Source organism: Thalassovita sp. (assembly GCF_034670005.1).
Classification (GTDB): domain Bacteria; phylum Pseudomonadota; class Alphaproteobacteria; order Rhodobacterales; family Rhodobacteraceae; genus Thalassobius.
In genome coordinates, this window is the sequence record NZ_JAXMOH010000005.1 from 103,142 (window position 1) to 130,014 (window position 26,873).

Annotated in this window: 27 protein-coding genes; 20 read left to right on the top strand and 7 right to left on the bottom strand. The window is 59.8% G+C overall.

Annotated features, from left to right (window positions below; translation table 11 throughout):
* The first annotated feature begins 2 nt into the window (after window positions 1–2).
* The 4 genes from VOI23_RS11150 to VOI23_RS11165 all read left to right on the top strand — a co-directional run bounded on the left by VOI23_RS11150 (window position 3) and on the right by VOI23_RS11165 (window position 3,672).
* Window positions 3–1,361: a metallophosphoesterase family protein gene (locus VOI23_RS11150; RefSeq protein ID WP_323784874.1), complete on the top strand. Its 1,359-nt coding sequence runs from the start codon at window positions 3–5 to the stop codon at window positions 1,359–1,361.
* Window positions 1,358–1,624 carry an amphi-Trp domain-containing protein gene (locus VOI23_RS11155; RefSeq protein ID WP_323784875.1) on the top strand — a complete coding sequence of 89 codons (267 nt, stop codon included), beginning with the start codon at window positions 1,358–1,360 and terminating at the stop codon, window positions 1,622–1,624. Before VOI23_RS11150 ends, VOI23_RS11155 begins: the two co-directional genes overlap by 4 nt.
* Before the next feature lie 82 nt (window positions 1,625–1,706).
* Window positions 1,707–2,996, top strand: a complete 1,290-nt coding sequence (locus VOI23_RS11160) for a lipoprotein-releasing ABC transporter permease subunit (RefSeq protein WP_323784876.1) — start codon at window positions 1,707–1,709, stop codon at window positions 2,994–2,996.
* Window positions 2,989–3,672 (top strand): ABC transporter ATP-binding protein, encoded by a 684-nt coding sequence (locus VOI23_RS11165; protein WP_323784878.1) that lies wholly within the window; start codon window positions 2,989–2,991, stop codon window positions 3,670–3,672. The genes VOI23_RS11160 and VOI23_RS11165 overlap by 8 nt, the downstream gene beginning before the upstream one ends.
* 39 nt (window positions 3,673–3,711) lie before the next feature.
* Here VOI23_RS11165 and VOI23_RS11170 read toward each other — a convergent pair whose 3' ends face one another.
* Window positions 3,712–4,125, bottom strand: coding sequence for a DMT family transporter (locus VOI23_RS11170; RefSeq protein WP_323785008.1), 414 nt, complete (start codon window positions 4,123–4,125; stop codon window positions 3,712–3,714).
* A gap of 170 nt (window positions 4,126–4,295) precedes the next feature.
* Between VOI23_RS11170 and VOI23_RS11175 the strand changes: the two genes are divergently transcribed.
* The 3 genes from VOI23_RS11175 (at window position 4,296) to VOI23_RS11185 (ending at window position 5,612) form a co-directional block, all read left to right on the top strand.
* Window positions 4,296–4,679 carry a cytochrome c gene (locus VOI23_RS11175; RefSeq protein ID WP_323784879.1) on the top strand — a complete coding sequence of 128 codons (384 nt, stop codon included), beginning with the start codon at window positions 4,296–4,298 and terminating at the stop codon, window positions 4,677–4,679.
* A gap of 88 nt (window positions 4,680–4,767) precedes the next feature.
* The gene (locus tag VOI23_RS11180) at window positions 4,768–5,184 is read left to right on the top strand and encodes a cytochrome c (protein ID WP_323784880.1); all 417 of its coding nucleotides are present in this window, start codon (window positions 4,768–4,770) and stop codon (window positions 5,182–5,184) included.
* 20 nt (window positions 5,185–5,204) lie between these two features.
* Complete coding sequence (locus tag VOI23_RS11185; protein ID WP_323784881.1) at window positions 5,205–5,612, top strand: c-type cytochrome; 408 nt, start codon at window positions 5,205–5,207, stop codon at window positions 5,610–5,612.
* Between the two features lie 15 nt (window positions 5,613–5,627).
* Here VOI23_RS11185 and VOI23_RS11190 read toward each other — a convergent pair whose 3' ends face one another.
* On the bottom strand, window positions 5,628–6,239 hold the full coding sequence (locus tag VOI23_RS11190; RefSeq protein WP_323784882.1) for a hypothetical protein: 612 nt from the start codon (window positions 6,237–6,239) through the stop codon (window positions 5,628–5,630).
* 105 nt (window positions 6,240–6,344) lie between these two features.
* On the bottom strand, window positions 6,345–6,470 hold the full coding sequence (locus VOI23_RS11195; RefSeq protein WP_323784884.1) for a hypothetical protein: 126 nt from the start codon (window positions 6,468–6,470) through the stop codon (window positions 6,345–6,347).
* Between the two features lie 720 nt (window positions 6,471–7,190).
* Between VOI23_RS11195 and VOI23_RS11200 the strand changes: the two genes are divergently transcribed.
* From VOI23_RS11200 to VOI23_RS11255, 12 genes are all read left to right on the top strand, one after another.
* Window positions 7,191–8,240 (top strand): TRAP transporter substrate-binding protein, encoded by a 1,050-nt coding sequence (locus tag VOI23_RS11200; protein ID WP_323784885.1) that lies wholly within the window; start codon window positions 7,191–7,193, stop codon window positions 8,238–8,240.
* Window positions 8,241–8,502: 262 nt separating this feature from the next.
* Complete coding sequence (locus tag VOI23_RS11205) at window positions 8,503–8,970, top strand: DUF4863 family protein (RefSeq protein WP_323784886.1); 468 nt, start codon at window positions 8,503–8,505, stop codon at window positions 8,968–8,970.
* Window positions 8,971–8,995: 25 nt separating this feature from the next.
* The gene (locus tag VOI23_RS11210; protein WP_323784887.1) at window positions 8,996–10,534 is read left to right on the top strand and encodes a benzoate-CoA ligase family protein; all 1,539 of its coding nucleotides are present in this window, start codon (window positions 8,996–8,998) and stop codon (window positions 10,532–10,534) included.
* Window positions 10,531–11,358: an alpha/beta hydrolase gene (locus VOI23_RS11215; RefSeq protein ID WP_323784888.1), complete on the top strand. Its 828-nt coding sequence runs from the start codon at window positions 10,531–10,533 to the stop codon at window positions 11,356–11,358. The genes VOI23_RS11210 and VOI23_RS11215 overlap by 4 nt, the downstream gene beginning before the upstream one ends.
* Complete coding sequence (locus tag VOI23_RS11220) at window positions 11,355–11,858, top strand: DUF309 domain-containing protein (RefSeq protein WP_323784889.1); 504 nt, start codon at window positions 11,355–11,357, stop codon at window positions 11,856–11,858. The genes VOI23_RS11215 and VOI23_RS11220 overlap by 4 nt, the downstream gene beginning before the upstream one ends.
* Window positions 11,859–12,000: 142 nt before the next feature.
* Window positions 12,001–13,662 (top strand): 2,3-epoxybenzoyl-CoA dihydrolase, encoded by a 1,662-nt coding sequence (gene boxC / locus VOI23_RS11225; RefSeq protein WP_323784890.1) that lies wholly within the window; start codon window positions 12,001–12,003, stop codon window positions 13,660–13,662.
* A gap of 77 nt (window positions 13,663–13,739) precedes the next feature.
* Window positions 13,740–15,191: a benzoyl-CoA 2,3-epoxidase subunit BoxB gene (gene boxB / locus VOI23_RS11230; RefSeq protein ID WP_323784891.1), complete on the top strand. Its 1,452-nt coding sequence runs from the start codon at window positions 13,740–13,742 to the stop codon at window positions 15,189–15,191.
* A 76-nt stretch (window positions 15,192–15,267) separates the two neighbouring features.
* The gene (locus VOI23_RS11235) at window positions 15,268–15,441 is read left to right on the top strand and encodes a hypothetical protein (protein WP_323784892.1); all 174 of its coding nucleotides are present in this window, start codon (window positions 15,268–15,270) and stop codon (window positions 15,439–15,441) included.
* A complete protein-coding gene (boxA, locus tag VOI23_RS11240) occupies window positions 15,438–16,625 on the top strand; it encodes a benzoyl-CoA 2,3-epoxidase subunit BoxA (RefSeq protein WP_323784893.1) in 1,188 nt (395 codons plus the stop codon). Before VOI23_RS11235 ends, boxA begins: the two co-directional genes overlap by 4 nt.
* On the top strand, window positions 16,612–17,088 hold the full coding sequence (locus tag VOI23_RS11245) for an acyl-CoA thioesterase (RefSeq protein WP_323784894.1): 477 nt from the start codon (window positions 16,612–16,614) through the stop codon (window positions 17,086–17,088). The genes boxA and VOI23_RS11245 overlap by 14 nt, the downstream gene beginning before the upstream one ends.
* 64 nt (window positions 17,089–17,152) lie before the next feature.
* On the top strand, window positions 17,153–18,070 hold the full coding sequence (locus VOI23_RS11250; RefSeq protein WP_323784895.1) for a helix-turn-helix transcriptional regulator: 918 nt from the start codon (window positions 17,153–17,155) through the stop codon (window positions 18,068–18,070).
* Window positions 18,071–18,131: 61 nt separating this feature from the next.
* Complete coding sequence (locus VOI23_RS11255; protein ID WP_323784896.1) at window positions 18,132–18,848, top strand: 3-hydroxyacyl-CoA dehydrogenase family protein; 717 nt, start codon at window positions 18,132–18,134, stop codon at window positions 18,846–18,848.
* A 278-nt stretch (window positions 18,849–19,126) separates the two neighbouring features.
* Here VOI23_RS11255 and VOI23_RS11260 read toward each other — a convergent pair whose 3' ends face one another.
* The 4 genes from VOI23_RS11260 to VOI23_RS11275 form a co-directional block, all read right to left on the bottom strand.
* The gene (locus VOI23_RS11260; RefSeq protein ID WP_323784897.1) at window positions 19,127–19,792 is read right to left on the bottom strand and encodes a hypothetical protein; all 666 of its coding nucleotides are present in this window, start codon (window positions 19,790–19,792) and stop codon (window positions 19,127–19,129) included.
* A gap of 31 nt (window positions 19,793–19,823) precedes the next feature.
* Window positions 19,824–21,782: a DNA topoisomerase IV subunit B gene (parE, locus tag VOI23_RS11265; protein ID WP_323784898.1), complete on the bottom strand. Its 1,959-nt coding sequence runs from the start codon at window positions 21,780–21,782 to the stop codon at window positions 19,824–19,826.
* A gap of 219 nt (window positions 21,783–22,001) precedes the next feature.
* Window positions 22,002–24,581: an ATP-binding protein gene (locus VOI23_RS11270; RefSeq protein WP_323784899.1), complete on the bottom strand. Its 2,580-nt coding sequence runs from the start codon at window positions 24,579–24,581 to the stop codon at window positions 22,002–22,004.
* A gap of 258 nt (window positions 24,582–24,839) precedes the next feature.
* Complete coding sequence (locus VOI23_RS11275) at window positions 24,840–25,721, bottom strand: alpha/beta hydrolase (RefSeq protein ID WP_323784900.1); 882 nt, start codon at window positions 25,719–25,721, stop codon at window positions 24,840–24,842.
* Window positions 25,722–25,834: 113 nt separating this feature from the next.
* On the opposite strand from VOI23_RS11275, the gene ppk2 reads away from it, so the two are divergent.
* The gene (ppk2, locus tag VOI23_RS11280) at window positions 25,835–26,866 is read left to right on the top strand and encodes a polyphosphate kinase 2 (protein ID WP_323784901.1); all 1,032 of its coding nucleotides are present in this window, start codon (window positions 25,835–25,837) and stop codon (window positions 26,864–26,866) included.
* Window positions 26,867–26,873: the final 7 nt, after the last annotated feature.

Here is a 26,873-nt window from a genome sequence, read left to right on the forward strand (position 1 = left end):
CCTTGGCTGACCAAGATTTGATGCGGCAGCGCCCTGCCGCGCTGTTGCCAACCGTATGCGATGCCTTTTGCGATTTTGCGACGCTGCCCCGGCGCTGCACGGCGTGGCCGCTGGCCGAAGGGCATTCCGGGGGCGGCACCCATGCCAGCCTGCGCGATGTGCAGCAAAGCTTGAAAACCGCCGCCACCCACGGGCGCTGGCAATGGCCCGGCCGCCCGATCGTATTCCTGTCCGATCCCCATGCCGACGCCGAAGGGTTCCTGCGCTCGCTGGCGGCGGCGGGTACGATCCGCCGCATTGGCCCGCGCCCGGCGGATTTCGCGCTGACCCGGTTCGGGTGGCAGGCGCAGATCGTGGTCGGGGGCGATTGTCTCGACAAGGGGCCAAGCAATCTGGACATGCTCGACGCGCTGGCCGCGCTTCTTGCCAGCGGCGCGGATGTGCATTTGCTGGCCGGCAATCACGATCTGCGCTTCATGCTGGCGGTGCAGGCGCTGACCGGGCCGCGCAGCACGTTGAGCGAACATCTCTTCGTGCGGATGGGGCGCAAAACAGTTCCCTTGCTGCGCGAAGTCTGGGACCGGTTCCCGACCGCCGACCTGATGCATGATCTGCCCGACGAAGCGACCTGCCGGGCCCGGATCTTTCCGTCGAAAAAATGGGCGCGGGCCTTCCCGGACCGTGCCGCCGCGCATCTGTCCACCTCCGCAATCGGCAAGGAACTGCGCCGCCTGCGGTCCAAGCAGGGCCAGTTCGACACCGAAGTCGCCAAGGCCGGGATGACCATGCGGATGGTCTATGCCGCCGCGCTGATGTGCAGGGACCTGTTCCTCGCGCCCGGCGGGGCCTATGCATGGTTCTATGACCGGATGGAGATGATCCAGCGCAGCGGGTCGCTGCTGTTCGTTCATGCCGGTCTGGATGATGCAATGTGCGCCTTGCTGGCCGCGGGCGGACCCGACGCGGTCAATGCCCGGTTTCGCCATGAGGCCCGCAGGGATCCCTTTGCCTTCTATTTCGGACCTGTGGCCAATCTTGTCCGCACCAAGTATCGTGAAACCGACAAGCACCTGACCGACGCCGGAGTGCGTTGTCTTCATGCGAAAGGGATCAAGATGGTCGTGCAGGGACATGTGAACAACCACCACGGTCAGCGGCTTCTGGCCAAGCGCGGGTTGCTGCATCTCGAAGGCGACGTGACGCTTGACCGCGCATCGCGCCGGCTGGAAGGGCTGTCCGGCATCGGCGCGGGCGCGACGCTGATCCACCCCTCCGGCGATATCATCGGATTGAGCGCGGATTTCCCGCAGGCGAAACATTTCCATCCCGAACACAGCGCCATCGGCAGGTTGCCCGCATGAGCCATCCAGACGGCAAGTTCCGCCACGAGTCGCTGCAGGACCGCAAGACGATCAAGACACTGCTGAATGCCCTGACCAAAGGCATCGCAGCAGGAGAGATCACGCTGAGCGATGGCGACAAGGAATTGATCCTGCCGCTTGACGGATTGATGACAATGCGGATCAAGGCGGACCGGCTGGACGGGGCCTGCCGGGTCGATCTGCGGATTTCCTGGACCGAAGATTCCGCCGACACCAGCAAGACCGCGCCGCAGATCAGGTAAGGCCCCGCCTTTCAAAGTTGAAACTTGACCTCCGCCCGCCGCTGGGTCACCTCTGAGGCAACTGACAATAAAGGGCCGGATGATGGCGGGCAGCACTGCACCTTTTGCACCTTTCGAATGGATGATCGCCTGGCGCTACCTGCGCGCCCGCCGCGCCGAAGGCGGGGTCAGCGTGATGACCTGGATTTCGCTGATCGGCATCACGCTGGCGGTCTTTGCGCTGATTGCCACACTGGCGGTGCGGTCAGGTTTTCGGGCCGAATTCGTCGATACCATTCTGGGTGCCAACGCCCATGCCACCGTCTATACCATCGGCACCGTCGATCCTGCGACCGGCCGGATTGATCAGACCATCGCCGATTATACCGGCATGGCCGACCGGCTGCGTCAGGTCCCCGGCGTCACGCGGGTGGCGCCCTTGGTCAAGGGGCAGGTGATGGCCAGCGCCCGCGATCGCAATGCCGGGATCGAAGTCTTTGGCATTGCGCTTGACGATCTGAAAACCATCCCCCGCATCGTGGCCGAAGATACCGGCCGTGGCGATATCTCCCGGTTTGCCGACGGCATCGCCATCGGGTCGGGCGTGGCCCGCGAACTGGGTGTCACTCTGGGCGACAAGATCAAGGTGATTTCGCCCAACGGGGTCAAGACCGCCTTTGGCACCTCGCCCCGGGTCAAGGCGTTCGAGGTCGTCTATATTTTCTCTGCCGGGCGCTATGACATCGACCGGGTCCGGGTCTACATGCCTTTTGCTCAGGCACAGAGCTATTTCAACCGCGATGGCGTCGCCGATGAGATGGAGGTGATGCTGTCGGATCCCGAAAAGGTCGACGATCTGACCCTTGAACTGCTGCAAGCGGGCGGCGCGGGAACACAGGTATGGACCTGGCGCGATGCCTCGGGCGGCTTCTTGCGGGCGCTGGATATCGAAGACAACGTCATGTTCGTCATCCTGTCGATCCTGGTGCTGATCGCAGCAATGAACATCGTGTCCGGCCTGATCATGCTGGTGAAAAACAAGGGTCGCGATATCGGCATATTGCGCACGATGGGACTGACCGAAGGCTCCGTGCTGCGGGTGTTTTTCATCTGCGGTGCCTTTACCGGGCTGATCGGCACTCTCTTTGGCGTGCTGCTGGGCTGCCTGTTCGCGGTCTATATCGACCCGATTTTTTCACTGGTGAATTATGTCGCAGGCGGCGGTGTCTGGGACCCGGCGGTGCGCGGCATATACCAGCTTCCGGCGCAGCTGCGACTGGGCGACGTGCTCAGCGCGGTGTCGCTGTCGCTGGGGCTGAGCTTTGTCGTCACCATCTTCCCCGCCCGCCGGGCGGCACGCATGAACCCGGTAGAGGCGCTGCGCTATGAATAAACCCGCCCTGATCCTGTCCGGCCTCACCAAGACCTATAATCAGGGCCTGCCCGGCGCGGTCGACGTGTTGCGCGGGATCGACCTGACCATCGCGCATGGTGAAGTGGTCGCGCTGGTGGCCCCGTCGGGCGGGGGCAAATCGACCCTGCTGCATATTGCCGGGCTGCTGGATACGCCCGATGCCGGAACGGTGCAGATCTGCGGTAAGGACATGACCGGGCTGCCGGACCGCAAACGCACCGCCGCACGGCGCGAAGATGTCGGGTTCGTCTATCAGTTTCACCACCTGTTGCCGGAATTCACCGCGCTGGAAAACGTGATGCTGCCGCAGCTTGCCAATGGCTGTAACCGCGCCGAAGCGACATTGCGGGCGGCGGACCTGCTGTCGCGGGTCGATATTGGCGACCGCGCCGATCACCGACCGGCGGAATTGTCTGGCGGCGAACAGCAGCGTGTGGCGTTCTGCCGGGCACTGGCCAATGAACCCAGCCTGCTGCTGGCCGATGAACCGACCGGTAATCTGGACCCGGACACTTCGGATCACGTCTTTGATACCTTGATGGAACTGGTCCGTTCGACCGGCATGTCAGCACTGATCGCCACTCATAACCTGGACCTGGCGCATCGCATGGACCGGGTGTTGCGGCTGGACAAAGGTATGCTGGTTGCAGGGTGATCTCTTGGTTTTGGGGATCACCTGCGCGTGCGCGTCCGGCTAAACCTTGCGCGCCAGATACAGACCCAGACACATCGTCGCGACCCCCAGAGCCCGTTTTAACGTCAACGGGCTTAGCGCTGCGCCGAACAGGCCGAAATGATCAATCGCGGCGGCACAGAAAATCTGTCCCAGAAGCACGAAAAACACCGCGTTTCCGATTCCGAATTTGGGCGCGATGATGGTCACGGACAACACGTAGAACACTACGAACAATCCGGCCAGAAACAGGTGTTTCGGTGCTCCCCACGCCTTGGCCAACGGGGCTGGCCCATGCACCAGAAGCACTGCTGCGGTGGCAAGCCAGGCCACGGTGAACAGGATGGCAGCTGCGGCCACCGGCGATCCGATCCGGGTGCCAAGCGCCGCGTTCAGCGCCGCAAGAATCGGAATGCCGACACCGGCGGCAAACATGATCAGGGCATATGTGGTGGTCTGGGGCACTTAAGGGCTTCCTTTCTGAAGGTTTGCCGGGACAATGGGCAAAATCCGCCCGCTTGTCACCCGTGTTGGGGCCGCCGCACAAGGGGGATGGCGTCCGTCCAGCGGGATGATAAGGGTAACGAAACGAGAGGGATATCCTGATGAAGCGACTGATCGCGGTTCTGTTTGTGGCTGCGTGCAGCGAAACCCCCGACCCCAACGGGCAGGACCTGTTCAGCGCCTATTGCGTGATGTGCCACGGATCTGCCGGGCGGGGCGACGGCAAGCTGGCGGGCGATCTCGATATCCCGCCAGCCGACCTGTCTCTGCTGGCCGATCGCAACGGCGGGGTGTTCCCGCGCGATCTGGTGATGGAAACCGTCTATGGTTATCCGGGCAAGTTTCAAAAGGCCGCGATGCCGGAATTCGGGCCGCTTTTGTCCGGTCCAACCCGGGTGCTGCGCAGTCAAAGCGGGGCGCTGATCGAAACCCCGCAGGCGCTGATCGCGCTGACCGACTATGTCGAAAGCCTGCAACAGCGCTGATCCGGGCTATATGATACGTGTCAATGTGGTGCACCCTGGTCTGTGTCAGACTGGAACCGCGCACTCTGCACAGAGAAGGAAATGGCGAATGTACAAAACACTCTTTGCCGCCACGCTGATCGGGATGATTACCACCGGTGGTATGGCTCAGGAAATCGACACGTCCCAAACGGTCGAAGCGGGGCGCGACCTCTACATGCGCCATTGCGCCACCTGTCACGGGCTCGAAGCCAATGGCGACGGGCCGATGGCACCGATTCTGCTGATTCAGCCCAAGGCGCTGGCAAAGCTGAGCGCGGAAAACGGTGGTGAGTTTCCGATGATCCGGATGATTCAACGCGTTGACGGGCGCGATCCGCTGGTCAGTCATGGTAGCTCAATGCCGGTTTACGGCGAATTTTTCGAAGGCAACGATACCGCGCTGAAAACATCGACCGGTCAGCCGGTTATGACCAGTCGCCCGATTGCCGATCTGGTGGCATATCTGCTAACCATTCAGGAATGAAGCACGGATCGGAGACGCGGATGAAACCCAAATTGATCTTGACGGTCGTGGCCACATTGGCCCTGTTGGCCGCCTGCGTCGAAACCAGCATGCCCGAAGCCGACGAGGGGGCCGCGCTTTATGCCGACAACTGCGCCATCTGTCACGGCGCTGCGGGGCGCGGCGACGGCGAACTGGCAAAAACGCTGCGCCCGGCCCCGGCGGATCTGACCACCATCACCCGGCGCTACGGAACATTTCCCGGCGCGCATGTGCTGTCGGTGATCGACGGCTACACCAGAATGGAAAATCCCGGCGAAGACATGCCGGAATTCGGGCTGCTGCTCGAAGGCAGCACCGTGCCGGTCGATATCGGCGATGGCACGTTTTCACCGGTGCCGCGCCCCTTGGCTGCGCTGCTGGTCTATCTCGACTCCATTCAGCAATAAGGGCTGGCGGCGGCTCTAATCGCAAATCCCGCGCGTTTGCACCCCGCGCCACGGCACCACCGCCAAGGCATCCACCCGGCTTTGCAGCCGCGCCACCGGCAGTTCCTGCGCCAGCAGATCATGCAGCCGCCCGGTACGCGCCGCCTTGGGCGCGAGCGCCCGGCAGCAAACGAATTCCTCCACGATCGAGGCCTGCTGTTCATAGGGATAATCCAGAAACCGCGCATCGCTTTGCAGATTGAACAGGTAGGGGTCGCTTCCCCCGCCATGTTCCTGCGCCGCTTTCAACGGATTGTAATGGGTCCGTTTGCGGTTTTGCCATTGCCAGACATGCGCCATTTCATGGGCGAACAGCATCAGGGCATAGAGATTGGTGCCGGGAACGAATTCCTCGGTATAATCTTCCAGGAACAGGTCCTGGCGCAGAAATATCCGGTTGAACAGCGTTGTGGCCGCCGGTGAGGAGGTGACGATCTCTTCCTCGACCGGCGGGAAAATCCGTTCCTGACAGGTCACACGCGGCCGTTTGGCATAGCGGAAGGTAAAGCTGCGGGCGAAATGCCCATCCACCAGCCGCACCCGGCTCGGGTCCAGCTGATCGCCGTAAAGCGTCGTGGCGAATGACATTTCCCCCGTGGTCAGGGGGCGGCCGCAGGCGGCAAGACACAACAAGAGAACCCAAGCGAAACGCATGGGCCGATTAGGCACAGCGCGTGACGCGTCGTCCAGCCCTTATCGCTGCACGATATGCGGGAAACTGCCCGCAACCGGGGGCGAAGGAATGGCAGCGGTCGGCATCAGCAGCGACAATGCCGTAACGGCAAGCGCAAGGCCCAGAATCAAAGGGATCATACGCATCTTAAAATTCGCTTTTCAAAAAAACCCGGCGCCCTGAAATACTGTGGCGCCGGGTCAGGTTTCAGGCCTATCCCACAGTCACCTGTGGCAGCGAACTGGAATCGGTCTCGGGGATCCAGGTCAAAGCAGACATGGCCGAGGCCGCGATAATCCAGCCCAATACGATCGGCAGAAATCGCATGTTTGTCCTTTCGGAGTTAGGTCTTCGGTCGTGAGTTGAGCTGATTGCAAATTACCTGCCAAGCCGCTGCCGGGACAGTGAGGAATTCCTGACCTGTGACCGCTATGTCGCAACCCGGACCAGGCGCGCGGTCAGCGGCATCCGGGTGAAGATGTTCAGCACAGGTATCTCGGCGTCTTTCTCGGCCACGGTTGGTCCTGGTCTCGGAGACGCGCTCGAAAACGTAATTGAAAAATGCATGATATTGCACGTTTGGCTTGTGGGGTGTGAAGCTCTTGGTGAATAGAACGTAATAGTTTGTATCTAATATATTTTACGTTCGAATAATTGTTTGTGGTGCTGCGGGTGTTTTTGGATTTAGCCCAAAAAAGTCGATCAATCTGGCCGAAAAGCGGCACTTAACCCGTCAGTGAATTTGAAAGAAATTGCATTATAATGCGAATTGTGAAAAAAGAATCTTAGCAAGTCAGCGATGACGCGCTATGGTCCAGCGAGAAGTTGGCAAAAAATGCTTCTAAATGGAAGTAACGGGAGGAAATATGACTACACGTAGAAAGCTTTTCGGCTTTGTTGGTGCGGCCGCGGTTGCGGCAGCGGCCAGTTTTGCTGCACTCCCCGCTCAGGCGGCGGACGTAACCCTGACAATGCATCAGTTCCTGCCACCGCAGGCGAATGTGCCGAAGCTGGTTCTGGATGTTTGGGCCGATAAGGTCGAAGAAGCCTCCGGCGGGCGGATCGAAGTCGAACGCTATGCGTCGATGGCGCTGGGCGGCAAGCCGCCAGAACTGATGGATCAGGCGATTGATGGCATCGCCGATGTGGTCTGGACCGTGGTCGGCTACACCCCCGGTCGGTTCCCGCGTACCGAAGTCTTTGAACTGCCTTTCTTCGTCGAAGATGCCCGCGCAGCGTCCCACGCGTATTGGAAACTGTTCGAATCCGACATGAAGGATTCCGATTTCAAGGACGTGAAAATCCTTGGTACCTGGGTGCACGGCCCGGGTCTGCTCCATACCAACAAGCCGGTTAAAGTGCCTGGCGATCTGGCGGGTATGAAAATCCGTGGCGGTTCGCGTTTGGTCAACGATCTGCTGACCCGTATTGGTGCCACGCCTGTCGGTATGCCGGTGCCTGCGATCCCCGAAGGTCTGTCCAAGGGCGTTCTCGATGGCACCACCATTCCTTGGGAAGTGACCACCGCGTTGAAAGTGGCTGAACTGGTGCACAATCACACCGAATTTGATGGTCCGGCGCTGTACAACCTGACCTTCGTTCTGGCGATGAACAAAGACAAATACGAATCCCTGCCCGATGACCTGAAGAAGGTGATTGATGATAATTCGGGTCTGGATTTCTCGATCTTTGCCGGTGGCACACAGTCGGATTCGGATGGTCCCGCGCGTCAGATCGCAGTTGATTTGGGTAACAACATCATCACCGTCAGCGAAGAAGATGCCGCCGAATGGCGGGCTCTGGCAGAACCGATCTATGCGGATTGGATCGCAGACATGGATTCCAAAGGCATCGACGGTCAGGCCCTGATCGACAATGCCCGTAAGTTGATGGACGAATATACCGCCGCCAACTGATCGGAAATCCTTGATTATAAGGGCCGCGGCGTTCTGCGCCGCGGCCCTTTTGCATTTTGCCGCACTATTTGCCCTTCGCCGTCAAATCCTGCGACATCCCGTTCAGGGGGCGCATTGGCGAAACAGGGGCGGCAGGCGCCACCCAGTCGCGCCGCATCAAGAGATATGCATTAAATTGCACAAAGTATCGCAAAATAATTGCAATACCGTTGTGGTTGATGCAGAATAACGCATAAGACGACTCGTATTTTGGGAGGATCACGTGTCACAGCAGCAATTCAATGCATTGGTGGGAAAACTGGCCGACAGCATCGCCGGGCTGTCGCTGGATCAGACGCTCGAAGATCGGCTGAATGCCGATTTCGGTGCCGGGTCCGATGATTTTCAGGCCCTGTCGCGGCTCTGCGCCGAAGGCGAAGCCGAAGGCTGGCTGATGTCGCGCGAAGCGGGCGGTATCAAGTTCGGTCGCGCACTCAAGCCGGGCGCGGAGGCGGGAACCTTCAGTGTCGATGTTGTCCGCATGAAGGACGTGCGCGGCCCTCATCACATCCATACCACGGGCGAAATCGGCGCGATCATGCCGCTGGAGGGCGATCCGCGTTTCGATGGAAAGCCAGAAGGCTGGTACGTCTATGGTCCGGGGTCACAGCATCACCCAACTGTTACCGGCGGCGATGCTTATATCCTGTATCTGTTGCCTGAGGGCGCAATCGAATTCACCGGCCAATAGGCCGGGGCGGGGGAGGACGCCATTCATGACAGAAAACAAAAACGCAGCGGTCTGGTTCGTAGATCGCCATATAGACGAAGGCCGCGCCGATAAGGTCGCCTTCCGCGAAGCCGACGGTGCCAAGCGCGACCTGACCTATGGCCGCTTGGCCCGCGAAACGTCGCAATTTGCCGGCGCTCTATATCGCCACGGCGTGCGCCGCGAAGAACGCATCGCCATGATCGTGCGCGATCAGATCGAATTCCCGGTGGTGTTCTGGGGCGCTCTGAAAGCGGGCGCAATCCCGGTGCCGATCAACACCCTGCTGTCCAGTCAGGTCTATGAAACCATCCTGACCGACAGCCGTGCGTCGATCCTTGTGGTGTCGCAGGATCTGTGGGACGTGGTCGAACCGGCCATTCAGGGCAATCAGTACCTGCGCGCGGTTCTGGTCATCGGCGACGCGCCCGAAGGCACCGAAAGCTATACCGAATTCACCAGGGGCGCCGACCCGGTCGAGGCGGTCGAGGTCAACAAGGACGAATTGGCCTTCTGGCTCTATTCTTCGGGCTCTACCGGCTTGCCCAAGGGTGTGCGCCATGTGCATTCCAGCCTGCGCGCCACGGCTGAACTGTTCGGTCAGGGCGTGGTTGGCATCACCGAAGATGACGTGGTGTATTCCGTTGCCAAGATCTTCTTCGCTTACGGCCTGGGCAACGCGATGTCTTTCCCGCTGTCGGTTGGCGCGACCACGATCCTGCTCTCTGGCCGTCCGACGCCAGAAGTTGTCTTCGACATCTTCGATACGCATAAACCAACAATTTTCTGTGGTGTGCCAACGCTTTATGCCGCACTGGTCGCAGCACAGGAACAACGCGGGGGCGCGAACCAAAGCACGCTGCGGCTTTGTACCTCTGCTGGTGAAGCCCTGCCGCGCGATGTCGGTGAACGCTGGAAGTCGCTGTTTGGCGTCGACATCATCGACGGCGTCGGGTCGACCGAAATGCTGCATATCTTCCTGTCCAACCGCCCCGGCGATGTTGCCTATGGCACCTCTGGCCTGCCGGTGCCGGGATACGAAGTCCGGCTGGTCGATGAACATGACGAAGACGTCGGTACTGGCGAAGTCGGCGAATTGCTGGTCCGCGGCCCGTCTTCTGCCGATGGCTACTGGAACCGCCGCAACAAAAGCCAATCGACCTTTCAGGGCCATTGGACCCGCACCGGCGACAAATACGAACGCAATGCCGAGGGCCGCTTTGTCTACTGTGGCCGGACCGACGACATGTTCAAGGTCTCAGGCATCTGGGTGTCTCCCTTCGAGGTCGAACAGGCGCTGATCGAACACCCCGCCGTGCTCGAAGCTGCGGTGGTGCCGTGGCACGACGAAAAAGGACTGGAAAAACCCAAAGCCTATGTGGTGCTGAAAGACGGCCAGAGCGAGGCCGAAATCGGTGATCTCAAGGAGTTCGTCAAGGATCAGATCGGCATGTGGAAATATCCCCGCTGGGTCGACATCGTTGCCGACCTGCCGAAAACCGCCACCGGTAAGATTCAGCGCTTCAAATTGCGGGAATCGGCATGATGCAGGTGGATTGGACAGACGGCAAAACCGGGTTCCTGACCGCCGGGGGCAAATCGTTGGAATATGCCTGCATCGGCCCCGCGCCGGATCAGGCCCCGACCATCGTCATGCTGCACGAAGGGCTGGGATGTCTGGCGCTGTGGCGCGATTTCCCGCAACGGGTGGCGCAGGCCACCGGCTGTGGCGTCTTTGTTTATTCCCGCGCGGGCTATGGCCAATCCGATCCCGCCGACCTGCCGCGCCCGTTGGATTACATGACCCGCGAAGCGGTCGATGTGCTGCCTGAGGTGCTGGATGGTTTCGGGTTTCGGCAGGGTATCCTGATGGGGCATTCCGACGGGGCCACCATCGCCGCGATCTATGCCGGGTCGGTCGAAGATTTCCGCGTTAGGGGTTTGATCCTGATGGCGCCGCATTTCTTCACCGAAGAAATGGGGCTGACCGAGATTGCCAAGGCCAAAGAGCTTTTTGAAACCGGCGATCTGAAATCGAAAATGGCGAAATATCATCGTGACCCGGAAAATACCTTCCGTGGCTGGAATGATAGCTGGCTGGCGCCGGGCTTCAAATCCTGGAACGTGGGCGAAGTGATCGACTATCTGCGGATTCCGGTACTGGCCATTCAGGGCCGCGACGATCAATATGGTACCCTGGCCCAGATCGACGAAATCGACAGCCGAATCTATTCCCCGCTGGACACCGCGATCCTTGACGATTGTCGCCACTCCCCGCAGTCCGACCAGCCGGAACAGACCTTGGCGGCGATCGCCGATTTTACCGCCCGGCTGATCCGCATCGAACAGGAAAGCGTGGAAATCAGGTGACCCCGGCAGGTACCATATCCGGTGCGGACGGGGCAGGGGCCAAAGTCGGGTACCCTTCGATATGGCGACCGGCCTATGCCTATGTGCCGGGCCGGTCGCCGCGTCACGACGATGATCTGTTCGATCCGATCAAGGCGACGGTGACACCCGGCCCGGCCGATCTGTCGCGCAGTCAGGTCTGGCGCATGGGGCTGGATTTTCTGACTGACGGCTATTTCTGGGAATCGCACGAACTGCTCGAATCCGTCTGGATGGCCTGCCCTCCCAACAGTGCCGAAAGCCTGCTGGTGCGGGCGATCATCCAATACGCCAACGCCGGTCTGAAATGGGAAATGGGCCGTCCTGCTGCCGCGGCGCGGCTTCTGGGATTGGCCGAGGCGATGGGCCGGGATGCCTTCGGGCGTGGCGGTGTAGTGATTCTCGGGCTGCGTCAGGATGATCTGGACCAGCTCGCCAAGACCGTATCAGTGCGTCAAAATGTGAAAAATATTGCATTATAATGCACATATTTTGACTTGAGTGTGGCTTATTGCTAAAAATAGGCCATAAAAAACAAAATACTAAGTAATAATGTGCAATATCATGCTTTACTGAAATAATTTTAGCATTATATTGCAATCAAAGAGATGAAAGGAGACCGTCATGACCAAGGTCATCGACTTCCAGACCGACCCTAGCAAATACCGCCACTGGCGGGTGGAATATGATGGGCCCGTCGCCAATCTGTTCATGGATGTTGACGAAGATGGCGGCCTGTTCGACGGCTATAAGCTCAAGCTCAACTCCTACGATCTGAGCGTCGATATCGAACTGTCCGATATTGTGCAGCGGATGCGGTTCGAACATCCCGAGGTTAAGACCGTGGTGATGCAGTCGGCCAAGGACAAGGTGTTTTGCGCCGGCGCCAATATCCGCATGCTGGGCGGCGCCGCCCACAGCCACAAGGTCAACTTCTGCAAATTCACCAACGAAACCCGCAACACCTACGAAGCCGCCGAAGCGGATTCGGGTCAGAAATACATCGCTGCGGTCAAAGGGGCCTGCGCCGGGGGCGGCTATGAACTGGCGCTGGCCTGCAATCACATCATGTTGACCGATGACAGTTCCTCCGCTGTGGCGCTGCCCGAAGTGCCGCTCTTGGCGGTTCTGCCCGGCACCGGCGGGTTGACCCGCGTCACCGACAAACGCAAGGTCCGCCGCGACCGCGCTGATATCTTCTGTTCGATCGAAGAGGGCGTGCGCGGCAAGCGGGCCAAGGATTGGCGGCTGGTCGACGAAGTGATCCCGAATTCCAAATTCGACGAAACAGTGCAGGAACGGGCCCGTGAATTCGCCGCAGCTTCGGCCAAGGCGGATGTCGAAAAGGGCATCGCGCTGACCCCGCTGAACCGCACCATCGGTGACGACGGGTCGGTCACCTATTCCGCGGTCGAGGTCGCATTGGATCGCAAGGGCCGCAAAGCCACGATCACCATTCATGGCCCCGATGCCGACGCGCCCGCCGACATGGCAGCCTTCACCGCACAGGGCGATCAGGCCTATATGCTGCGGGTTGCCCGCGAACTGGATGACGCCATCCTGCATCTGCGCCTGAATGAAATGGAACTGGGCCTGCTGGTGTTCCGCACCCAGGGCGATCCCGAACGGTTCGCGCAGCACGAAGCACTGCTGATGTCCAACGCCGATCACTGGCTCGCCAACGAGGTGCTGAAATACTGGAAACGGATTCTGAAACGGATCGACGTGACCTCGCGCTCGATGGTGGCGCTGGTCGAACACGGCTCCTGCTTCACCGGTATCCTGGCCGAGATCCTGTTCTCGGTAGATCGCAGCTATATGATGGAAGACGAATTCGAGGGCGATAACCGTCCCCTCGCCACCGTCACCCTGACGGATGCCAATTTCGGTCCTTTCCCGATGGGCAACGATCTGACCCGGCTGCAGACACGTTTCCTCGGGGAACCCGAATCCGTAACCCAGGCCGAAGCCGCCAAGGGCAAGGCGCTGGAAGCGGAAGATGCCGACGAGCTGGGTCTGGTGACGATGATCCTCGACGATATCGACTGGGAAGACGAAATCCGCGTCTTCATGGAAGAACGCGCCAGCTACTCGCCCGACGCGATGACCGGAATGGAAGCCAACCTGCGCTTTGCCGGGCCGGAAACCATGGAAACCCGCATTTTCGGTCGCCTGACCGCTTGGCAGAACTGGATTTTCAACCGCCCCAACGCGGTTGGCCCGGACGGTGCGCTGCAACGCTACGGCACTGGCATCCGCGGCGATTACAACATGGAACGTGTGTAACAGAACGGTGGGGTGAAACCCCACCCTACCCAAGCCCGCAGGGTGGGTTTTAATCCACCTGCCAGAGGAGGAATGAAATGATCGATCTCATCAATGTCAGCTACGACACTCAGATCCCGAACAATGTCGGCCTGAGTTCCGACAAGCGCGTTCTCAAGGCGCTGGAAAAATGGCACCCCGGTTATATCAACTGGTGGAGCGACCTGATCCCCGACAATTTCCAGCAATCGCTTGTCTATCTGCGCACCGCCGTGTCGGTTGATCCCAAAGGCTGGGCCAAGTTCGACTATGTGAAAATGCCCGAATACCGCTGGGGCGTCTTGCTGGCCCCGGAAGTCGAAGATCGCCGCATTCCCTGCGGCGAACATGCCGGTGAACCGGTCTGGCAGGAAGTGCCGGGCGAATACCGCAACCTGATGAAGCGTCTGATCGTGATTCAGGGCGATACCGAACCGGCTTCGGTCGAACAGCAGCGGTTCCTCGCGCTGTCGGCGCCGTCGCTTTATGACATGCGCAACCTGTTTCAGGTCAATGTCGAAGAGGGCCGCCACCTCTGGGCAATGGTTTATCTGCTGCATAAATATTTCGGCCGCGATGGCCGCGAAGAAGCCGATGACCTGCTGCGCCGGTCGTCCGGATCGGAAGAAGCCCCGCGCATGCTGGGCGCGTTCAACGAAGAAACACCCGATTGGCTGTCCTTCTTCATGTTCACCTATTTCACCGACCGTGATGGTAAGATGCAGCTGGAAAGCCTCGCACAATCGGGTTTCGACCCGCTGTCGCGCACCTGCCGCTTCATGTTGACCGAAGAAGCGCATCACATGTTCGTCGGGGAAACCGGCGTTGGCCGCACCATTCAGAAAACCTGCGAAGTGATGAAGGAACACGGGATCGAAGATCCCTACGACATCGAAAAAATTCGCTCTTACGGTGTCATCGACCTGCCGACGATCCAGAAAAAACTGAACCTGCACTACACCCTGTCGCTCGACCTGTTCGGTCAGGAAGTTTCGACCAACGCCGCGAACGCGTTCAATGCGGGCATCAAGGGCCGTTATCAGGAACACCGGATCGACGATGACCACATGCTGAAAAACGACACCTACACCGTGTGGGATCTCGAAGACGGCAAAGTGGTGCGCAAGGATGTCCCGGCTCTGACCGCGATCAATATGCGTCTGCGCGACGATTACACCCGGGATGCCTCGGGCGGGGTTGGCCGCTGGAACAAGATCATCGAAAAGTCGGGTATCCAGTTCGAACTGAAACTGCCGCATGAATCCTTCCATCGTCAGATCGGCGTCTTCTCGGGGCATAATTTCAACCCCGAAGGCGTGCTGGTTTCCGGCGCGGAATATGATGAAGGCGAAAAGAACTGGCTGCCGACCCATGCCGATGGCGATTATATCCAGTCGCTGATGAAGCCGGTGATGGAACCGGGTAAATACGCCAGCTGGATCGCGGCCCCCAAGGTCGGCATTGATAACAAGCCGGGCGATTTCGAATATGTTAAGCTGCATCAGGCCTAAGGCCCGATCATAACATTCTCGGGCAGGGCGGTGCGCCGCCTTGCCCAAACCGAAGACCAACAGCAGGAGACCCGACATGGAAGCGCAACGACTCTTCGGCCACGCTCCCCGCACCGCCGCGCTTGGCCAGCAACTGACGCAGTTGGATGGCCCATGTATCGGGTGTTCGGAATGTCAGGGCCTGTGCCGGGTCCTGATCGACATGATGACGATCCCCGATACCCTGCTGCACCGGGAGACCGCGGCATGAACAAGCCGATCAAACAACATCTGATCGATCCAGAGATTTGCATCCGCTGCTATACCTGCGAAATGACCTGTCCGGTCGAGGCGATCCACCACGACGACAATAACGTCATCGTCGATGCCGAAGCCTGCAATTTCTGCATGGACTGCATTCCGGTCTGTCCCACCGGGTCGATTGACGAATGGCGGGTGGTGACAACCCCCTATTCGATGGACGATCAATATTCCTGGGACGAATTGCCGGAACAAGAAGACCTCGGCGCTGACGAAGCGGCCACCTCGGTCGAAGCGCTGGACGATTCCATGGCGCAACTTCTGGCCGACGCGCATAAAGGGGCAGGCGGCAAGGCCAAGGCCCCCGCCACCGCCGCCAAGCCCAGCGTCAACATGTATAATCTCGGTAAACCCGCCACCGCGCGGGTGCAGGGTAACTACAGCCTGACCGATGACCCCGAACACGATGTCCGCCATATCATCCTTGATCTGGGCGCGACCCCGTTCCCGGTGCTCGAAGGGCAATCCATTGGGATCATCCCGCCGGGCACCGACGAAAAAGGCAACCCGCACCTGCCGCGGCTGTATTCGATCTCCAGCCCGCGCGATGGCGAACGGCCGAATTTCAACAATCTCTCTCTGACCGTGAAACGGGAACAGAACGGGCTTTGTTCCAATTATGTTTGCGATCTGAAACCCGGCGACGAAGTCCGCATCACCGGACCGTTCGGCGCGACCTTCCTGATGCCCGACGATTCACAGGCGCGTCTGCTGATGATCTGCACCGGCACCGGGTCGGCCCCAATGCGCGCCTTTACCATGCGCCGTCAGCGCAGCGCGGGTGGCAAATCGGGTGGAATGACCATGTTCTTCGGTGCCCGAACCCCTGAAACCCTGCCCTATTTCGGCCCGTTGAAAAAAGTACCGCAGGACCTGCTGGATCAGCATCTGGTCTATAGCCGTGTCGAGGGCCAGCGCCGCGAATACGTGCAGGACCGCATCGTGCAGGAACAGGACAAGGTTGCCGATCTGCTGCTGGACCCGAAAACCCATATCTACATCTGCGGTTTGCGCGGCATGGAAGAAGGCGTCGATCTGGCCTTTGCCTCCATCGCCGAAGGACTCGGGCAGCAATGGACCACGCTGCGGGACGTGATGCGCGAAGAAGGCAGATACCACGTTGAAACCTACTGAGGCAGATCGCCCCGATACGGCCTATGAACATGTCATCCGGGTCACCTGGGGCGATTGCGACCCGGCCAAAATCGCCTATACCGCGCGTATCCCGTGGTTCGCGCTGGACGCGATCAATGGCTGGTGGGAACATAATCTTGGCGGCGACGGCTGGTTCCAGATGGAACTGGATCGCAACATGGGCACGCCCTTCGTGCATATGTCGCTGGATTTCTTCGCGCCGATCACCCCGCGCTACCGGCTGGTCTGTCTGGTCTGGCCGACCCGGCTGGGCGACACGTCAGTCGAATTCCGCGTCGACGGGTTTCAGGACGGTACGCTTTGCTTCTCGGGCCGGTTCGTCAACGTGTTCACCATTGCCGACCAGTTCCGCAAATCACCGCCCCCCGACGCGGTGCGCAAGATCGTGCAGGCCCGGCTTCCCGCCACGATACGCCCCACTGAACCCGACGGCGATACTTGACTTCGGTGATTGATTCACACCGGTATTCACGTATGATTTGCATTATATTACATACGGGGGCAGCATGGCGGAAATCACCACATTCAGCGGCAAAGTGACCGATATCGACGGTACACGAACCGCTGAAGACGCCGTTTCCGATCTGCTGTCGCAGGTCGGGCTGCGGGTGCGCCGGGTGCGCGAACGCAAAGGTATCCCGCGCCGGGTGCTGTCCGAATTGTCCGGCGTCTCTCCGCGCTATCTGGCACAATTGGAAAGCGGCGAAGGCAATATTTCCATCGGCTTGCTGAAACGGGTGGCCGATGCGCTGGATCACCGGATCGAATGGCTGGTCGGGGACGAAGACCCGTGGAATTCCGATGTGCAGCGGATGGCCGAACTCTATCGCTCCGCCGACCGCGAAACCCGCAAGGCGGTGACCCGGTTGCTGACCTATGAAACCGAAGGCAGCCTGCGCGCCTCGCGAATCTGCCTGATCGGTCTGCGCGGCGCCGGGAAATCCACCCTCGGCCGCCGGGTCGGTGACGAACTGGGCATTCCCTTTCTCGAACTGAACCGCGAAATCGAAGACCACGCCGGGATGCCGGTGTCGGAAATCATGGCGCTTTACGGGCAAGAGGGTTATCGCAAACTGGAATCCGACGCGATGGACCGGGTCGTGGCCACCCATGACAAGGTCATCCTGGCCGTCGCGGGCGGTATCGTGGCCGAACCCACCACCTATTCCAAGCTGTTGTCGCGGTTTCACACGATCTGGCTCAAGGCGAGCGCCCAAGACCATATGGACCGGGTCCGTGCGCAGGGCGATGAACGCCCGATGGCGGGCAATCCCGAAGCGATGGCGCAGCTCAAGGCGATCCTGCACAGCCGCGAGGTTCTGTATGAACGGGCCGAGGCGATGCTGGACACCTCCAATATCAGCGAAGACATCGCGCTGGGGCGTCTTCTGACGCTGATTTCCGAAAACGGTTTCATCGATTGACGGCCCCGGTGGGCCTGATTTCCCGCCACGTGCACTATAACGCAAACGACCGGAACATATGATGGCTGCGACACGCCCCCCGGCAACCCCTGACGATCCTGACCCGGCAACCGTCGCGGCGATCACCAACCGTCTTCTGGCCCGCTATCACGAAGCCGCCGACACCGTCTTCATGGACGGGTCCACCCCGTGGGAAGTGGACGAGGCGATGGTTGAATTCGGGTTTACAATGGGCCCTTACGAAGCGCAGGACCTGACCGGCCTCGACATCGCCGATGCCAACCGCCGCCGTCAGCACGCCAGCCGCGACCCCAATCGCCGCCATATTCCCATCGTGGGCCGGATGCTCGAACTGGGCAAACTGGGCCGCAAGGCCGGGGCAGGCTGGTATCGCTATCCCGGTGGCGGCGGCAAGGTCGACGATCCCATCGTGGCCGACCTCGCGCTGGAGGAATCGCATTTCGAACGCCGCACCCGCACCGATTACAGCGCCGATCAGATCCGCGACCGGCTGTTGCTGGCCCTGATCAACGAAGCCTGTGACATCCTGCATGATGGCACCGCCACGGCCCGCGACATCGACCTTGTATCGGTCCAACAGCTTGGCTTTCCCGCCGCGCGCGGCGGGCTGCTGCGCTACGCCGACGGGCTTGGCGCGGCGCATATCGTCGCGCGGTTGCAGGCGCTGACGGCCGAAGACCCGGTAGCGTGGAAAATCAGCCCGCTGCTGCAGGTCGCCGCCCAGAGCGGCAAGAACCTGACCGACCACGGCACATAGCCCGTCCGGGCCGGGGGCTGCGGACCGAAGGGGACATTCGCCCGTGGCACCGTTTCTCTCCACTCAATCCAAAGCCTGATGCGAAGCATCAGGCGACGCGCCCGACCAAGGCGATTGCCTGCAATCGCCGCGACCGGCAGTGCATTGCCCCGCAATGCACGAAAGGCCCGCCCCGTTTTTCCGGAGGCAGATCTTCGGTTTGACGGCGGGCGCGTAGCCTGTGGTTGGTTGGGGATTTATGGGAAGGGGTAGGGTGGAGTTTTACGCAACACAAAAGGTTAAAAAAGTCTTGGCTCGTCGACACTGTTTTGTTTTTGAAATTTTACTAGATGGGCTTCTATTTCTGAGGTGTCAGCGTACTGAAAGTCCCTAGTCACATATCGAGGCGCGCGTTTTCCGAGCGCGTCTTTAGGAAACTCAAAATAGTGAAGTTCAAACGTCTCACTATATCCGCTCAAGGGAAGAGATAACAACTGGACTATAAAATCGCGTTGGACATCATAAAGTGCGATGTTTGAATGCGGGCAGAATATCACGCAGGCTATTCTGTTTCCCTGTCTTAGGGCCAGGTCGAAGGGTGGAAAAAACTCAATCCCATCACCTATTGTTTTTGTCTCGGCTCTTAGATCGATAAGCTCCCACTCATTCGGTGGAAGATTTCCAAAAATCTTAGCGGCAATTACAGACTTCGCAGTCTTTTCTTCTTCATACTTGGAGCTTGAAATCGTTTCTTTGACTTCTTTTTCAGACCCGATTTTGTAGGCCTGACCGAGTAGGTTCTGAAAGCCCTTATAAGACCAATCTACACGTGGGCCTTTTCTTCTGTATTGAGAAACAACCGCTGCGATCTTTTTGTCTGTTTCTGGACTATTCACTTCACGATCACGAAAGGCCGGGAGGCAACTTGCGGCACGAAAAAGAACGTTTTTTGAGATAGCAGTCATTGTACCCCCTATGTGGTTTGGCAGTTTACCTCTAAACATCCAGCTCCTCCACGAACCGCGCATTCTCCTGGATATACTGGTAGCGCAATTCCGGCTTCTTCCCCATCAACCGCTCGACCAGATCGCCGGTTTCGCCGGGTTCGTCCTCGTCGATGGTCACCCGGATCAATTTCCGGCTGCCGGGGTCCATGGTGGTTTCCTTCAGGTCCTTGGCGTCCATTTCGCCCAGGCCCTTGAAGCGGCTGACGTCGATCTTGCCCTTGCCGCCCAGACCCTTTTCCAGCATCGCGTCCTTTTCCGCCTCGTCGGTGCAATAGACGCGTTTCGCCCCCTGCGTCAGCCGGAACAGCGGCGGGCAGGCCAGGTACAAATGCCCGGTGTCGATCATCGGCCGCATCTGGGTGAAAAAGAACGTCATCAGCAGCGACGCGATATGCGCCCCGTCGACATCCGCATCGGTCATGATGATGATCTTGTCATAGCGCAGATCGTCGACATTGAACCGGCTGCCCAATCCCACGCCCAACGCCTGCGTCAGATCGCTGATTTCCTGATTGGTGCCCAGTTTCGAACTGGCCGCGCCCAGCACGTTCAGGATTTTACCGCGCAGCGGCAGCAGCGCCTGATTTTTCCGGTTCCGCGCCATCTTGGCCGATCCGCCCGCGCTATCGCCCTCGACGATGAACAATTCGGTGCCTTCGCGGTTGGTGGCCGAACAATCGACCAATTTGCCGGGCAGGCGCAGCCGCTTGGTCGCCGTTTTCCGCTGGGTTTCCTTTTCCTGCCGCCGCCGCAGCCGTTCCTCGGCCCGCAGCACCAGGAAATCCAAAATCGCCCCGGCCGATTTGGTATCCGCCGCCAGCCAGTTGTCGAAATGGTCGCGCACCGAATTTTCGACCAACCGCTGCGCCTCGACCGTGGCCAGCCGGTCCTTGGTCTGGCCGACAAATTCCGGTTCGCTGATGAAGCAGGACACCAGGGCACAGCCGCCGGTGATCAGGTCGTCGCGGGTGATCTGCGCCGCCTTCTTGTTGTTGACCAATTCGCCGTAAGCCTTGATCCCTTTCAGGATCGCGGCCCAGAACCCGGCCACATGGGTGCCGCCCTCGGGCGTGGGCACAGTGTTACAGTAGCTCTGGATGAACCCGTCGCGCGACGGGGTCCAGTTGATCGCCCATTCGACCTTGCCCGGTGCGTTGAATTTTTCCTTGAAATCCACCGTCCCGGCAAAGGGCTGGTCGGCATAGGTGGACGATCCGTTCATCGTTTCCTTCAGGTAATCGGACAACCCGCCGGGGAAATGGAACACCGCCTCTGCCGGGGTTTCACCGTCGTCAATCGCGGTTTTCCAGCGGATTTCGACGCCGGAAAACAGATATGCCTTGGACCGGATCGATTTGAACAACCGCGCCGGTTTGAACCGGTGCTGGCCGAAAATTTCCGCGTCGGCATGAAACGTCACCGTGGTGCCGCGCCGGTTCGGGGCCGACCCGACCTTTTCCACCGGACCCTGTGGTATCCCGCGCGAAAACCGCTGTTCATACAGTTCCTTGTTGCGCGCGACCTGCACCACCATCAGATCCGACAGCGCATTGACCACCGATGCGCCGACCCCGTGCAGGCCCCCCGAGGTCTGATAGGCCTTGCCGCTGAATTTCCCGCCTGCATGCAGCGTGCACAGGATCACCTCCAGCGCCGACTTGCCGGGGAATTTCGGATGCGGGTCGATCGGAATGCCACGACCGTTGTCGCGCACGGTGATCGAATAATCCTCGTGCAGTTCGACTTCGATCCGGTTGGCAAATCCCGCCACCGCTTCGTCCATCGAGTTGTCCAGAACCTCGGCCACCAGATGGTGCAACGCGCGTTCATCGGTGCCGCCGATATACATGCCCGGGCGCTTGCGGACCGGTTCCAGCCCTTCCAGCACCTCGATAGAGGAGGCATCGTAATCGTCGTTCTGGGGTCCGGAGAGAAGATCGTCGGCCATGCTGCTGCTCTTTTTTACTTGGTTGGGGGGCATTATGGCAGCAAGCCCACAAAGGGAAAAGCCGCAAATGCGGGGGGCGGGGGCACAACAGGTGGCAAATCAGGCGCTTGTCGTGCAACTCGCCCCACCTCGGCCATGCGTCCGAACCGCCGGGCACAGGGCAGGAGAGGTTTTCACCCCCCGCGCTGCAGGTGCCGTCGGCGCTTCGGGGGCGTGGTGTTAGCCTTCGACTTTTTCTTCCAGCAGCAGGCACAACCGCGACACGTCGAGAGGCTTGGCCAGGACCGCCGTCGCGCCCGCTTCTTCAAAGCGCTGAATGTCGTCGCCCACCACCGCTGCGGTCAGACCGATCATCGGGATGTCGATATTTTCCTCGCGCAGCCGCTGCACCAACTCGTCGCCTGCCATTTCCGGCATGAACAGGTCGGTGATCAAAACATCCGGCGGGTTTTCAAGGATCTTTTCCAGCGCCACGCGCCCGTTTTCGGCCAGCTCGATTTCGCCGAACACCCGGCCCAGCTGCTTCGAGGTCACCTGCGCCACCAGCGCGTTATCCTCGGCCAGCACGATGCGCAATTCGCTCAGGTTCTTCATTTCCGCCAGCGGCTTGGGCGTCTCCGCCACCAGTTCCTTGGCCGAAGCCGGGGCGTCCGGCAGGCACAGCCAATAGCCCGCGCCGCCTTCGGGTGCGGGGGAATAGTGGATACTACCGCCCAGCAGGTCGACGGTCTGTTTGGCGATGAACAATCCCAACCCGCTGCCATCGGCCTGATTGCGGGCATCGGCCGACCCGCGCTCGAAGGGCTGGAACAGCCGGTCCACTTCGTCCAGCGGAATACCGATGCCGTTATCGGTGACCGACCAGCAGGCGTCGTTCATCGCCGACGGCGTTCCGCCATCCTGCGGACGGTAGGAAATGCGAATTTCCGACCCCTGGCTATGGATGATCGCATTGCGCACCAGATTACCCAGGATCTGTTTCAACCGGTTGCTGTCGCCCATCATCACGTTCGATGCGCCGGGGCCCAGTCTCAGGCTGATGCGGATATCCTGACCCTTTGCCAGCATCTGATAAGTGTTGCGCACCCGTTCGGCGACATCGGCAGGCGTATAGGGGCTCATCGACACGGGTTGATTTTTCTCAGGATTGACCGCCTGACGCATATCGTCCAGCACGCTCAGCAACTGGGTCGAGGCTTCGCGCATCTGCGCCGGCAACTGGGCGGACCCATGACCGTTTTCCAGATCCTCGATCAGCATCGACAGAACCGAGGCCGGTGTTCGGATTTCGTGCGACACGATGGAAAACAGCTGTTGCTGGCGGTCCTGACGCAACGACAATTCGTTCAGCGCGTCGGTCAGCGCCTGTTCCTGCAGGTATTCCTCGGTCACTTCGACCATCAACCCGTACACCACCTTTTCGCCGCGCGGAGTCGGTTCGGCCCAAAGATGCAGCCGCAACACCCGGGCATCCCCCGATGACAGAGTTTCCGCCAACTGCAACAGCAGGGTGATGCTGGCATGGCTTTCGGATTCGAAGGCGTGGCGCAGCAGATATTGTTCATCCGACCGGAAGCGCGACAACAAATCGTCGGTCCGGGTCTCGCCGGGCAACCCGACAAGCTGCTGTCCCGCCGGGTCCAGCCGCAGCGTCTTGCGCGGCACATTGAGCGTGAACAGCCCGACGCCGGCAAAACCGCGCACCGTGCTCAGGCGCCGGATGCTGGAAAGATGCTGTTCGCGTTCATACCGTTCCCGGCCGCGCAGCGCCATGACGACGATGATCAGTATCAGAACGACAATCGAATAACGGTCCAGCAGTCCCGATTCCGTCCCCAGCGGCGGGGCGGCATGCAGAAATTGCCCGGTCATCCCGGCATAGATCGACATGCCCATGATCACGATTATCGGGGCGGTTGCCATCGGCAGGGTCAGCGTCAACAATATGGACAACAGCCCGATATCCATCATCGGGAAACCGCCATAGCCAAGATTGTGCAGCAGCGCTATCACTGGATAGGCCAGAAAGGCGGGACCAGTCAGTTTCATCTGCCGCGCAGTGGGAAGCTGTAGCACCGCAATCAGAAAGGCGGCATCGACCACGCTGCCGCGCAGAGTACGTTCAACGCCGTATTGGATGAAATGCTCGTTAAACCCCAGGGCAAGGGCCTGGGCTGGTTCCAAAAAGCTCGAAAACAAGTTTGCGAACAGCACCTGGGGGATGCCGGTGGCCAGGAACAGGATGAATAACGCTGCGATCACCGCCAGATCCGCGTGTCTGGGATGAAGCTTTGACACCATCGCATTGAACAGCCCACGGGCTATCAATCCGGTCATCGCTCCGGCGATCATGTTGGAGATGAAAAAGTACAGCGCAACACCGCTGGTCACTTCCGGTGCGAACGCCCATTGCGGTTTGCCGGTAAAGGGTATCGCAAACGGCAGGAAAAACAGCAGCGCAAAGCTGGCGACAGGCACCCACATCATCCGTGCCGGATAAATCAGCAGGCCGACGATAATGGCATGAATGGCAAGGTTGGGGCTGAGGTTGATCGCCACTTCGTTTTTGGTGAAGAACGTGGCACCATAAGACAGCGACAGCACCCAATAGGCATGAAAGCCAAAGAAGATCAGTGTGCTGAGATAGGGGCGTTTGCGGATGGTTTCGCTAATGCTCTGAATCCGGGAAATCTCGAAATCGCGAAAGACATATCCCTTGTCCTTCGTGACCGTCGAAACGGACTGCGTGTCATCCTCAATGATGAGGCGTTCCAGATTGAAGTCAGGTTGCTTTGTCACATTCTAACCAAGGTGCGCAGAATCCGCAGCCGCCCGTATGCCCAGCGGTGCTGTTTTCGACGAAACCTGTCTCTTAATCCCCAGTAGGGCATGTATGGCCCATGTCCTGACCATATGGGAAGCCCAAGGAGGGATGAACTAACCTAAAGTATGTATGCCGTGGCCGAAAGAGAGCGCTGCAATTTCCTAAAAGAGGAAATAAGAGACGCTCCGCTACTTTGCGTTGTGAATGGGGCCGGTGGCTTGCCTGTGCCGCGATCACTTATGCCGCAACCAGGACCGGACTTCCGCGGCCACCCGCTGTGGCGCCTGATGCAAAATCCAGTGATCTGCACCGTCGATTTCGACCCGGGTCAGGTCGTCGCAATACGTCTCCAGCCCTTCGGTGGCTTCGGGCAGAAGCGCGCTGTCATTGGTGCCCCAGATCAACAGATGCGGCATCCGCACCTTCAGCGCCTCTACCGGCATCGCGGGCAGATCGGTGATCACGTCGCCCGGTTGCCCCAGTTTCAGAGGTGACGCGCGATACCAGTTGACCATGCCCCGCATCCGACCGGGTCGTGCCCATTCAGTGACATAGGCAGCCCGGCGCTCCGGGGTCATCCACCCCATATCCATCCCGGCATTGAACAGGTTCAGAAGCTTGTCGAAATCCGACTCGGCCAGATGGGTTTCCGATCCCTCCCGGCGCAGGTAGTGGATGTATTGCGACGCCGCCGTCTGTGCCCCGCCTGCCGCCAGCGCGTGCTGGAACGGTCCCGGATGCACACCGTTGGCAATGATCAGGTGGCTGACCAGATCGGGTCGGGTGATCGCCAGCGCATAGGCCACGGCAGCGCCCCAGTCATGGCCGAACACGATCACCGGGCGGCCGCCCAGATACTCGATCAGCGCCACCATGTCGGCCACCAGCTTGCCAGCCTTGTAATCGCTCACATCCGCCGGTGCCCAGCTTTGGCCATAGCCGCGCTGGTCCGGCGCGACGCAATGGTAGTCGCTGGCCAGCTCTGCGGCGACCTCGGTCCAGGCGCCGGAATATTCCGGGAACCCATGTAGCATCAGGATCACCGGATCGGCCTGGTCGCCCCAGCCGAGGTAATGAAACGGGCGGTCGCCCAGATGTATATGATGGCTCAGCATGGCGCAGCCTAACCCGGCGGCCGGGCGGCAACAAGACGCGATGCGCTTGACCCCGATCAAGGCGCGGCCCGCAGGAATCCGCTATCATTAAAAGATTGATAAAGGAGATATGGATGACCGTGACGAAAGCCGCCGCGCAGGCAAAGACTGTCAATATTTCTACCCCGGCCCCTGTCATTCCCGACGCCGCCGTCGCGCCCGGGCCTGCCGAAATTTCCGCGGCACCGGCCCCCCCCGCCGCGGATGATGCGCTGCCGCAACGGGGCCACCGTCACGCACCGACCCCCGACGAGGTGCGCCGCGCATTTGAGACTGGGGAATATCCCTATTCGACCAAGATGAAGCGCCTGATCTACGAAAGGCAAAAGGCGAAACTGCAAGCCGAATTGCTAAAGGCGCAGCTTTGGGCTCAGGAAACCGGGCAGAAATTCGTTCTGCTGTTCGAAGGCCGCGACGCGGCGGGCAAGGGCGGCACGATCAAACGCTTCAACGAACATCTCAACCCGCGGACCGCGCGGGTGGTGGCACTGAATAAACCGACCGACGAAGAACGCGGCCAATGGTATTATCAGCGCTATATCGAACATCTGCCGACATCGGGGGAAATGGTGTTTTATGACCGCAGCTGGTACAATCGCGCCGGTGTCGAACGGGTCATGGGGTTCTGCGAACCCAATGAATATCTGGAATTCATGCGGCAAACGCCGGAATTCGAACGGATGCTGGTGCGGTCGGGTATCCGGCTTTACAAATACTGGTTCTCGGTCACCCGCGAAGAACAGATACGCCGGTTCAAATCGCGCGAAACCGACCCGCTGAAACAGTGGAAGCTCAGCCCGATCGACAAGGCGTCCCTGGGCAAATGGGACGATTATACCGAAGCGAAAGAGGCGATGTTCTTCTATACCGATACCGCCGACGCGCCTTGGATCGTGATCAAATCCGATGATAAGAAACGCGCCCGGCTGAACTGCATGCTGCATTTCCTGTCGACACTGGACTATCCCGGTAAGGATCTGAGGGTGGCTCATGCACCCGATCCGCTGATCGTCGGCGGCGCGGCACATGTGATCCATAAATCCAATCACATCCTTGGCGCGGCGCTGCATCCCGACCTGCGCAAACCGCGCGACGAAACGGTCTAAGCAAGCG